Below are 1,029 nucleotides of genomic sequence, written 5' to 3'. Positions count from 1 at the left end.
TGGGATTGCCCCGTTTTTGTGGACGGTTCAGGGGGCTTGGCTGAGCAGGGTCTCGATCGGCAGTTCTGACGCAGTCTCCTGCTCGTAGACGACGGGCGAGCGGTAGCCGAGCGCCGAGTGGCGGCGCAGCGGATTGTAGAAGCCTTCGACGTAGCTGAAGACGGCCATGCGGGCCTCCGCCTGCGAGCGGAAGCGCCGGCGGGCGAGCAGCTCGCATTCGAGGGTCGAGAAGAAGCTCTCGGCCATGGCGTTGTCGTAGGCGTCGCCGACCGAGCCCATCGAGGGGCGCACGCCCGCCTCCTGGCACCGGTTGCCGAAGGCCAGCGACGTGTATTGCGAGCCCTGATCCGAATGATGGATCACGTCGCGCGGCCGGCGCTGCGTGACGGCCATCTCCAGGGCGTCGAGCACCAGCTCCGAGCGCAGGTGGTTGGTCATCGCCCAACCGACGATCCGCCGGCTGAAGGCGTCGAGCACCACAGCGAGGTAGAGGAAGCCGGCCGCCGTCGGCACGTAGGTGATGTCGGCGACCCACAGCCGGTTCGGTGCCTCGGCCACGAAGTTGCGGTCGACGAGGTCGGGGGCCGGCCGTGCCTCCTGATCGCGCCGTGTCGTCACGGGACCGCCGCGCCGATGGCTGGCTCCGACGAGACCAGCCTCCCGCATCAGCCGGGCGATGCGTTTTCGAGAATGGCGCTCGCCTTGCTCGCGCAGATCGGCGTGGACGCGCGGCGCGCCATAGGTCTGGCGCGAGCCGAGATGGACTGTACGGATGCGCTTCAGCAGTGCGGCGTCGGCAACCGCCCGCGCCGAGGGCTCTCGTCCCGCCCAAGCGTAGTAGCCGGCCTTCGACACGCCGAGCACACGGGCCATGGCGGTGACCGGGAAGTCGGCCTGGTTGGCGCTCATGAACCGGAAGACCCCGACGGCAGGACCCCGGTCTCCCGCGCGAACCAGGCCGTCGCGCGAGAGAGGATGTCACGCTCCAACCTCAACTGTCGGTTCTCGCGCCGCAGCCGGACGAGTTCG

Annotated in this window: 1 pseudogene; it reads right to left on the bottom strand. The window is 69.2% G+C overall.

Going from position 1 to position 1,029, the window contains the following annotated elements:
- Window positions 1–27 precede the first annotated feature (27 nt).
- Window positions 28–1,029: pseudogene (locus MFF24_RS28615) on the bottom strand (IS3 family transposase); the annotation flags it as partial.

The organism is Methylorubrum aminovorans, from assembly GCF_022179725.1.
In the GTDB taxonomy this organism is placed as follows: Bacteria; Pseudomonadota; Alphaproteobacteria; order Rhizobiales; family Beijerinckiaceae; genus Methylobacterium; species Methylobacterium aminovorans.
Note: the sequence above shows the minus strand (reverse complement) of the source record. Positions and strands in the feature narration are given on the sequence as shown.